The organism is Methylophaga frappieri, assembly GCF_000260965.1.
GTDB classification, from domain to species: domain Bacteria; phylum Pseudomonadota; class Gammaproteobacteria; order Nitrosococcales; family Methylophagaceae; genus Methylophaga; species Methylophaga frappieri.
On record NC_017856.1, the window covers coordinates 375,111 to 385,428 of the forward strand.

Here is a 10,318-nt window from a genome sequence, read left to right on the forward strand (position 1 = left end):
GCTTTTCAAGGAGAATAAGGTATGACAGCACCAAAATCACATCAGATCGTCATTATTGGCGGCGGCACAGCCGGCACCACTGTGGCAGCGTCACTATTGCGCAAGCGACCACAGCTGGATGTTGCTGTCATTGAACCAAGTGAAGTGCATTATTACCAACCGGCTTTTACCCTGGTCGGTGGTGGTACCTATTCGCTGTCTAATACGGTCAAACCCCAACAAGCGACACTGCCCAAACAAGTTACCTGGATTCGTCAGTCAGCCACTCAAATTGATCCTGAACAAAAACAAGTTCACTTGCTAAATGACGAGATTATTAGCTATCAGTATCTGGTTGTTGCAACAGGCATACAGTTAGACTGGAATAAGATAGATGGTCTATTGGAAACCTTGGGCGAAAATGGTGTCTGCAGTAACTATAGCCCGCAATCTGTCGAATACACATGGCAGTGCATTGATAAATTTAGCGGTGGCAAAGCCCTGTTTACGCAACCCCCTGTGCCGTTTAAATGTGCCGGTGCACCACAAAAAATTGCTTACCTCGCCGCGGATCAGTTTCACAAACGCGGGTTGAGTAAACGGACAGAAATCAATTTCTATAATGCGGGTGGTGCGCTGTTTAGTGTGCCTGACTTTATTCCTTATCTCGAACAAACCGCAGCCCGCCATGACGTTAATCTAAACTTTAATCATAATTTGATTGCCGTTGATGGCCCGAATAAAAAAGCGCGGTTTGCCGTAACAGATGCGGATGGTAACAGCAGTGAAATCGAGCAGGATTTCGACATGTTGCATGTCACGCCGCCACAAAGTGCACCGGAATTTATCAAACAATCGCGTTTAGTCAATGAAGCCGGCTGGGTAACGGTTGATCAATTCACCTTACAACATACGCAATTTGACGATATTTTCTCGCTGGGCGATGTCAGCTCATTGCCGACATCAAAAACTGCAGCAGCGATTCGTAAACAGGCGCCTGTCCTGGTACAAAATCTGTTATCCCGACTCGACGGCAAACCGCTGGATGCAAGGTATGATGGTTATACCTCCTGCCCGGTTGTAACCGGTTATGGCAAAGTGATGCTGGCCGAATTTGCTTATGATGCCGTTGTCACCCCAACGCTGCCATTAAACCCTTTCAAAGAGTCGCGGTTTTACTGGTTCGTCAAAAAATATTTCTTACCGCCCATGTATTGGCATTTTATGCTCAAGGGCTTTGAGGCAGACATTACTCATAAACCATTGAAAAAATAATCTGCCACCAGCCCGCCCCCAGCTAAAGATAAGGCGGGCTGGTAATCTAATTCAATGGTTTTCACGCGATTGCAGCAGCCAAAAACAATGGCGTCAGCATGACCGGATTTATCACACCCAATCCGCTGGAAAAACAGCTGAAAATCTTACCTGTAAACGCTGTTGCCGTTAATTTTGACACCGCACTTTATCACCGGGCGCTTTACACTGAAATGGGTATCCATTTTCCTGCCTCATTACATGGTGCCGTTCAAAAACGACAGGCTGAATTTCTGGCCGGTCGATACGCTGCCCAATCAGCGCTAGCAATGATGGACATTACGAACCAATCCATCGCGATTGGTCAAAATCGCGCTCCAATCTGGCCACCGCATGTGATTGGCAGCATCACCCATGCCAATAATACGGCTATCTGTGTACTTGCTTATCAGATGGATCTACTTTATCTCGGTATCGATCTGGAAAATATTGTTAGCGAAAAACTAGCGGGCGAATTAAAAAATAACATCATGGATACAAGTGAAAGACAGCTGTTAAAAAGCCTGAAAATACCTTTTGAGGAGGCTTTTAGCCTGGTTTTTTCTGCGAAAGAAAGCCTGTTTAAAGCACTGCACCCTTTTGTACAGCATTATTTTGAGTTCACGGCGGCACGTGTTGTGGCGCTTGATGCTAATACTGGTAGAATCGTATTGCAATTAACAGACACCCTGTCGGCCGATTTTCCAATTGACACTGAAATACATGGCCACTTTTTCCGTGTGAATCAACAAGTATTAACGGTGGTTTATCAGCTTCGTTAACCCCGCTTATTTTGGCTTAAACGGGCCTGAACTGGCTCGTCGCAACACTAAAATGCATAGCGGATAGCAAGTTCGACGAAATCATTATCTCGAAATGCCCCAATCCCCGTATCGGTATCACCACCAAAGGTCAGGCTTTTGATATCCAGTGATAGATTGTCATTGACCTGATAATTAGCAAACACTTCCAGCACATATTGTGCATCCCGCGCCGTTTGGCCGCGGATACCCAGTTCAAGCGCATCCCGATAAAAACCATTGGTAATCGCAAAGGTCAGCCCATAGTCATCTTCAGTTTCGTCGTAGCCATCCCAATAAATCTGAATATTCACATAAAGATCGGTGAGAAAGGTTCTATCCCAGCCTGTGACAACTTGCGTTAACGATTCGGTTTGCCCATTGATTGTTGGAAAATCCGGCGTATGACTGAATTCGGCTCTCAAGGTATTCTTGCCGATGCCAGAGGCCAGATTGATATTCCAGGTCTGAATTCGCTCGGGACGGAGCCAAATCCGGTTATCTTTATTCTCCAAAACAATCGGTGCATCTGTATAACCATTGAAATAAGCCAATCCCCAGTCCAGTCCTTGGCCATAATGGGTAAAACGAATTCCTCCTTCATGAGGATGAGGATCGTCGATTTCTAACGCAATCTGTCCGTCTCGTTCCTGGCGACGTAATTGATTGATGAAAGGCATTTCCCATGGGCTGCCAAATTCAGCAAATTTTCGATCTCGTCCACGAGGTAACCAGACAGCTTCCCATATTCCCCAGTCTTGGTTATATTCAGTAAAAACCGCCCATGAAGGTCGTCGGGCAGAAGTCCGTCCATTACCGATTGGCTCTCGCATATCGACAGCATTGACCCTGTCAATGGTACTTCGGCCATCGGCAACGCCCCAGGCAATACGTTGTTTACCGATCATCAAGTCAAACTGATCACCATCAAAAGAAAAATACGCTTCATTCAGATTAAACCGTTCAGCACTACGATAGTCGGTTGTAGCTGGGTCATACTCCATCTGGGCACTGGAAAAAAACAACCATTCGTCAGATTCATAACGTGTTTCCAGTTGCGTCAGCATCCGGTTCGATAACCAGTCACGCTGCGGCAATGCATAGCGGGAGCGCCATTCCAGATAGCCATTTACCTGCCAGTTTGTTTCAGTCGGCTCTGCTGACTCAGTCAAATCGAAATCAAACGGATCGGCTGCCTCCCCGGGACCTGCAGCAAATGACGTCTTTGCTATCAACAGCAAGGCTGTCAACAATCCGGCAAAAGTCAGTTTAAGGCCGCTTCGAATATGATTGATATTTTGTTTGCCGGTATTAGCTGGCCATTGGCAATGCATCATCTGACGGATCATCATTTTCGCCGACTCAGCTAGCGTTTTAGTGCACTTTGCTGAAACAGACTGTCGTCCAGCCCCTGATTGTATTCAATATCCTGATATTGCATCAGGGTACGAGACGCTTTGCCATGGGTTTGCATAATCAGTTTGGTCGCTGTCCAAACACCATCAATCTCTTGAATATCGCCTTGTATCATCGTTTTAAGCAGCCGACCACGTTTGTCGTAATACTCGACCTTATGTGCCAACCAGTGCTGTTTATCAATCCATATTTTTCGTTTGGCATAGTTGGAAAAGCGTGCTTTGGCAGGAATGGGAACCGATTCTAAAAGATAACAGGCTCGCCCATCATGACAGTGCTCTGAGCCCAGCAAGGTATGGACGTCATCATCCACGGCCCGTTTTTCAATATCTTCATTGGCAAAGTCACTGCGCATAAACGCCCCTTTTTTACCACCGCCACTGATCCGTCGAACCAAATTCTCAGTCGGCAAATACAGCCAGAGATCATCTTCTTGGTCAACCGCGTTGTAGTTCCATGAGAGATATTGGGTATCCCGCACATCAGACGGCTCGTCAAAGCGGAATAAAGTACGATCATCGTCACCATATTTCTTTTCCCACATACGCATTTTCCGAACCAGTTTTTGGTTTCCGCGCTCAATGACCATAATGGCGTGACGAAAGCTGTCAGCAGCACTATCAGCCTGATCTGATCTCTGGGCAATATCACGGCCAGTCAACTCGGCGGCGATCGCGGCTGGCGTCATGTAAATAAAACAACATAAACTGAAAAAGAGACTTTTCATCATTGATTCCTGTCTGGTTTCCAAAAAATAAAACGTGATCCCCGTTATCATGCTGTCGGATCGAGTTGCTTTGAGGGCAAGGGTTTAAGCCAGCGCAACAGGATCGGTGCCAACATAAAGTCAGCGATTAACGCACTGATAAACGCCAGCCCGGTAGCCCAGGCAAATGTCTGTGGCCCCTGAAAATCGGATAGCAGAAAGCCGGAAAAACCGGCTGTTAACACCAAGGTTGTAAATAAAATGGCTCGACCAGTACTGCGCAGCGTTTTTTGATAGGCAAAGGCATGATCGGCTTCTTGATCAAAATGCTTTCGATAACGGAAAAAAAGTGAATGGTGTCATCGACCGCCACACCCAAAATCATCGGTGCCAAAATTAACATCATGATGTTCACTTCAGCGCCGGCCCAACCTAGAACTCCCAGCGCCATGATCACCGGCAGCACATTTGGCACCATCGCGATCAAACCCAGCTTGATTGATCGTAGCACCAGAATCATCAACACCGTAATGGCCATAAATGCCAGCAAAAAACTGTGTAATTGTCCGGCAGCGATATGATCACCAAGTGCTCGAAACATCGCCAGTGTGCCGGTAAAGTGAATATTCAGATTGCTTAAATTGGCTTGCTGATAGGCCAAAATATCTGTTTCCAATTGCCGGATTTGTTGCAATCCCAGTGTTTTGGTTCTGACTTGAATACGTGCTTTATCGTAAGTAAAGCTGACGAACTGCTCCAATTGTTTGCCACCGCCAATTTCATAGAGCAATAAATACTCAGCAATCTGAGAATCGGTCTCGGGCAAACGATAAAATACCGGCTTATTTTCATGAACAGCACGATGCATCTGCTTGAGCTGATCCACAATACTCGCGGTTTGCGCGACCAGCGGATGTTGTTCTAAATACTGTTGCAACTGATCCATATCATGGATTATCGATAAATCCTTGATACCTTCGGACTGACCAGTATCGACAACGATTTCCAGGCTCATCACGCCACCCATCCGTTGCTCAACCTGTTCGAAAGATTGCCGCAGTGGATCGGAAACCGGTAAATCCCGCACCGTATTGGTCTCAATTTGTATCATCGTGATACCGTAAACCGCCATCGCAATCGCCACCGTAAAAATGCTGATAATCAGCCGGGGATAAAGGCCGACCCAGGTTGCAATTTTCAGTAGCAAGGTATCGTAAACATCCGATTTTGAAGGTGTATCCTCGTCAGCAATAGGCAATTTCCCAAATGACATGGCCGGCACAGCAAACAGAAACGTCAGCAAAAAAGCGATCCAGACACCAATCGCTGCTTGTGTACCCAACTCTTGAAGCTGTTTCAGATCTGTCGCCAGAAAGGCCAAAAAACCCGCCGCTGTTGTGACCGTCGTCAACAGGATCGGCATACTGACTCTGGACAATACCTGTTTTAATACCGCGCTTCGTGAGGGTTGACCTGCGACATGATTTTTCATTTCTGCCACAACGTGAACGGTATCACCGATGCCCACGCAAACCAGCAACGTTGGCACCATCACCGCCATCATATTTAACGAATAGCCAATGGTCGCTACCATAGCCAAGGTCCATATCACACTCAGCACAACCGTTGCCGCCGGAACCAGCACACCGCGCACTGAACGTGTAGTCAACCCTAACAGCAGGCAAACGCCAAGTAATGATGCGCCGACCCAGATCGGGCCTTCCTTTTCTGTTTTGCCATCAATGTAAGCATTCATGACCGGAATACCAACCACATGGGCATCCAGCTCAGGAAAGTCGGCCAGTATCGCATTCACCACTGGCGGACTCTCTTTACGTGGATTGGTACCGGAATCCGGATAGTTTTCAAATTCCAGCAAGATGCCCAGTGTCTGCCCATCTGCCGAAATCAGCCGATTACGGTATGCCGGGTCATTTACCGCATGCTGGATCTGCTGTTGAATCTCTGCCGAGCTCATCCCCATGGATAACAGCTCGGCAATTTCAATGCCGCCAGGAACGCCAGTAATGGATTCAACATTACCAATCCAGGTAAGGTCGCTCAAATGCGGTACTTCCAGTTCCAGACGATCAACCAGTTCGCCTGCACTTGCCAGTTTTTCGCTATCAACAGGTTGATCATCAGCTATCAGAATAAAAATGAAGTCATCATTACCAAATGTTTGTTTAAAAGCATCCAGTTGAACACGGGTTTGATCGCTGCTCAAAAAAAAGCTTTCATTGGAATTATCTACTTTCAGGTTCGCCAATTGGTTAAAGGCCGCCAAGGTAACCAGCCCTACCAAAATCAAACACCAGACCCGATAACGCAAGATGGTCTCAATGATGCGTGCTTGCATGAATTAATTTTCCTTCGACAGTGCCTATTTATCGGCCGACTGAGATTGCCAAAGCTGATAATACAAGCCCTGACGCTGCAATAATGACTGGTGATTGCCTTGTTCAACGATGCGTCCTTTATCCATCACCAAAATCTGATCGGCATTTCTGACGGTACTTAACCGATGCGCTACCATGATGACTACGCGACCGACGACTAAACGATTTAACGCATTTTGAATGGCATGTTGGGCACTGGCGTCCACCGCCGCAGTAGCCTCATCCAATAACAAAACAGGTGCATCTTTAAGTAAAGCACGTGCGATGGAAAGACGCTGACGCTCTCCCCCCGATAAACGCATCCCACCCTCGCCAACGCGCGTTTCATATTGCTCGGGCAGCCCCATGATGAAATCATGACAACTGGCTGATTGGCAGGCCGCCATGATCTGCGCATCGGAAGCGTCGGGCCGACCAATACGAATATTTTCTCGAATACTGCCATCGAAAAGCTGTACATGCTGAAACACGGTGCTGATATGTTGATATACCCCATCGGTACCGATTGCCCTGAGATCCTCGTCACCTATCGTGACGCTACCCGACTGCGGGTCATAAAACCGTGCCAGCAAATTCAGTACCGTGCTTTTACCCGCACCAGAAGGGCCCACTATTGCCGTAATGCTGTTTTGGGGAACGGAAAAACAGATGTCCTGCAAACTGCTTTGCTGGTCATAACTGAAACAGACATGGTCAAAACGAATCGCGAAATGCGAAGGCGTAACCGGCACAGCTGGCTCTGATAACTGCGTCGTGCTGAACAATGTTTCGATTTTGACTTCACTTTGTAATGCATGACGCAGAATGGTCAGATAACCCGACATTTCCAATAACGGCTCAAGCAGTTTATGGGCCAATAACAAAAACAAAAGCCAGCTCGCCATCACTGTGGCTGTAGACTGACTTGGCAACATTTGACTGGCACACACTAACAACAACGCAACCAGCCCCAGCTCCAGCATTAAACGATAAACAACGACCGGGCCTGCTCCCCACGTTTCCACGCGAACACTGCTTTGGCGTAATAAATCAAACTGCTGATTCAGGCGGCTTAACCAGATACCGGTTCGATTAAACAAACGCAATGTCCGAATGCCGGAAACGAACTCGACAACCACGCCTGCCGTTTCCTGAAATCGTGTTTGCCTTTGCTGTCCAACGCGTTCAAAAAAACGCTTGGCTGCATTTAATATCCAACACGCAAACGGCAAACCGACAATTAATGCCGTTGCCAGTTGCCAATCCAAATACAGTAACACCACAAACCACAATACCGGCGTAACACCAGCAGCAAAGACATCGGCAGCAACATGGGTAAAGATACCCTCCACCCGTTTGATATCATCCGTCAAAATATCGGCCAACTGTCCGGTGCGATAATGATAAAGCTGACCCAGTGGCAATTGCCGAACACGATCAATCAATCGGGCGCGATAGCTTTGCATGATGTGATAGCTACCCATAAAGCTGTGGTGTTGCCCCCGCCAGGAACATAATAACTGCCCCATGAAAATGGCCAGCAGCAGGCCGGCAATCCCCCAAACCGTCTGCCCGTCCGCAACGGCATTGCCATTGAGTACATTGATTAGCCAAAAATAACACACCAGTAACGGCAAAATTTCAAAGCAGCGTTCCAATACTCTCAGACACAGCCCCCAATAAAACTCGCCCGCAGAACAATCACTACGACGAATGACACGCCGAATACTTTGCAAAATGCCGGTCTGATTCTCCTTAGCCATATTGCGCTCCCGACGACCCGTTGACAGGCACGCCAATTGACCAGCTTTCCGTGTTTTGTTGCCACTGCCACTGTTGTTGGTAATAAGCATTGCTCTGCAACAAGGTACTGTGCGTGCCACAGGCCTGAATTTCGCCCTGTTCGATGATAACGATCTGATCCGCATCCTCACGTCCCTGGCTACGATGCGCAATAATTAGGAAAGTTTTGTCCGGATAATGCGTTTTAAGTCCCTGATAAAAGGCCCGTTGCGTTTGGTTATCCAGGGAGGCAGTCGCTTCATCAAGCACCACAATTGGCGTATCAGCCAACAGCGCCCGGGCAATGGCAATACGTTGCCTTTCACCTCCTGAAAGCCGGATCCCTTGCTCCGCAACCAAGGTGTCATATCCATCAGGCAGGCTGGCAATCAGCGTTTCAGCCTGAGCAGCGCCAATAGCCGTCGCAATTTCTGTCTTGCTGGCATGGGGACTACCCAGTCGCAGGTTGTCAATTATCGAGCCTTTAAATAAAAAGACCTCCTGACTGGCGACCGCGATGAGCGCAGCACGCTGCTGCTGAGAAAGCGTAGACAGTGACGTCCCGTTAATGAGAATCCTGCCCGAATTGGGCAGCAGTAATCCACCCAATAACTGTGCCAAGGTAGATTTACCAGCACCGGATGGTCCCAAAATGACGGTATGACTACCTGCTACGAAGGTCAGATCAATCTCTTTGAGTATTGAACGCAGACCATAGCGGAAACTGACCCGTTCAAAAATAAGGGTGACGGGCTGTTGAATATCAACCGGTTGACCAGCCTGCTCCGGCGTCAAATCCAGTATCGGCTGCAAATGTTGTATACCGGCCAATACTTCATTGATCTCCATAAAGAAACGACTGACTTTAAGCAGTGGCTTCAACATGCCTGATCCCAGGATAACTACCATAATTATCTGAGATAAGGTCACCTCAGACGCGTTATAAAGTCCAATCCCGACCGGCAAAATAAACAAGACATTAGCCCCCAGCAGACTGGTGAATAAGGCCCAACCCGGTACGGTTTTCTGAGTCAGATCGGTGATTAAATCGTAATAACATGCCAGCCGGTAACGCATGACCTGAAAGGTGGAGGAATCCTGACGAAACATTTTCATGACCGGCATATTGCGCAGATATTCCACCGTCGCACTGCTTAGCCCGGCAGCAGTTTTGTTATGTTGCTCGTATTGGGCGCTGGTATCCCGCATAAACAAGGTGGAGGCCAATATGGCGAGTGGCACGACAGCCAGAGCGGCCAAGGCCAGACGCCAATCTATCCAAAATAAGAAAACCGTGACCAGCAGCGGACTTAGTAAAGCAGCAAAAACTTCAACGCTATGATGCGAAATGACCATCTCGACATTTTCAACGTCTTGTAAGACGGATTGTTTGAGCCGACCTGACGGATTTTTTTGCAACCAGGCCAGCGGGGCATTGGCCAGCTGAGAGACGAGTTGCTTGCGGGTTCCGGCTAAAATTTTAAAAGCGGCCTGATGACTGAAAAAATAGGCCAATCCATACAAAACGGTTTTTAAAACCAATGCCACGGCCAGCCAGCCGGCCAACGACAAAAACTGTTGTGGTAAGTCAGCAGCTTGGTTGAGGATGGCGTCAATTGCCTGAAACAGGATCCAGTAAGGCAACAATTCACAAATAACGGCCAACGCAGTCAATAAAAGGGCAAAAAATAACTGTCCCTTTTGCGCGCCAGCCAATTTTAGCAGCGTTGGCCACCCCGTGCCCTCTGCTGATTTTTCCATGCCTCACCTTCTTGCTGCTATCAACATTCCTAAACGGCGATTCTCACCCCGATTCAGATACCACTTTTATAACCGCAGGAATAGTAGCTGAAAGCCCATGACGATACTGCCCGAATCCGATGAATCCTCCCCCAATCTGATGATTATTCACGCATCATAAAAAACGGATAACTACTGCACATTTCCACCGGAAAATCCGGATT

At 47.7% G+C, this 10,318-nt stretch carries 7 protein-coding genes and 1 pseudogene; 2 read left to right on the forward strand and 6 right to left on the reverse strand.

Going from position 1 to position 10,318, the window contains the following annotated elements:
• Window positions 1-21 precede the first annotated feature (21 nt).
• A complete protein-coding gene (locus Q7C_RS01815; RefSeq protein ID WP_014703001.1) occupies window positions 22-1,254 on the forward strand; it encodes an FAD/NAD(P)-binding oxidoreductase in 1,233 nt (410 codons plus the stop codon).
• 98 nt (window positions 1,255-1,352) lie between these two features.
• Complete coding sequence (locus tag Q7C_RS01820; protein WP_014703002.1) at window positions 1,353-2,054, forward strand: 4'-phosphopantetheinyl transferase family protein; 702 nt, start codon at window positions 1,353-1,355, stop codon at window positions 2,052-2,054.
• A gap of 47 nt (window positions 2,055-2,101) precedes the next feature.
• Here Q7C_RS01820 and Q7C_RS01825 read toward each other — a convergent pair whose 3' ends face one another.
• From Q7C_RS01825 to Q7C_RS01845, 6 genes and pseudogenes are all read right to left on the reverse strand, one after another.
• Window positions 2,102-3,424 (reverse strand): DUF1302 family protein, encoded by a 1,323-nt coding sequence (locus tag Q7C_RS01825; protein ID WP_041366383.1) that lies wholly within the window; start codon window positions 3,422-3,424, stop codon window positions 2,102-2,104.
• A gap of 14 nt (window positions 3,425-3,438) precedes the next feature.
• The gene (locus Q7C_RS01830) at window positions 3,439-4,218 is read right to left on the reverse strand and encodes an outer membrane lipoprotein-sorting protein (protein WP_202946511.1); all 780 of its coding nucleotides are present in this window, start codon (window positions 4,216-4,218) and stop codon (window positions 3,439-3,441) included.
• A gap of 44 nt (window positions 4,219-4,262) precedes the next feature.
• Window positions 4,263-4,484, reverse strand: a pseudogene (locus Q7C_RS13960) (hypothetical protein); the annotation flags it as partial.
• Window positions 4,433-6,553 carry an efflux RND transporter permease subunit gene (locus tag Q7C_RS01835; protein WP_014703006.1) on the reverse strand — a complete coding sequence of 707 codons (2,121 nt, stop codon included), beginning with the start codon at window positions 6,551-6,553 and terminating at the stop codon, window positions 4,433-4,435. The pseudogene Q7C_RS13960 and the gene Q7C_RS01835, both read right to left, overlap by 52 nt.
• Window positions 6,554-6,577: 24 nt before the next feature.
• A complete protein-coding gene (locus Q7C_RS01840; RefSeq protein WP_014703007.1) occupies window positions 6,578-8,335 on the reverse strand; it encodes an ABC transporter ATP-binding protein in 1,758 nt (585 codons plus the stop codon).
• A complete protein-coding gene (locus Q7C_RS01845; protein ID WP_014703008.1) occupies window positions 8,328-10,115 on the reverse strand; it encodes an ABC transporter ATP-binding protein in 1,788 nt (595 codons plus the stop codon). Before Q7C_RS01845 ends, Q7C_RS01840 begins: the two co-directional genes overlap by 8 nt.
• Window positions 10,116-10,318 lie beyond the last annotated feature (203 nt).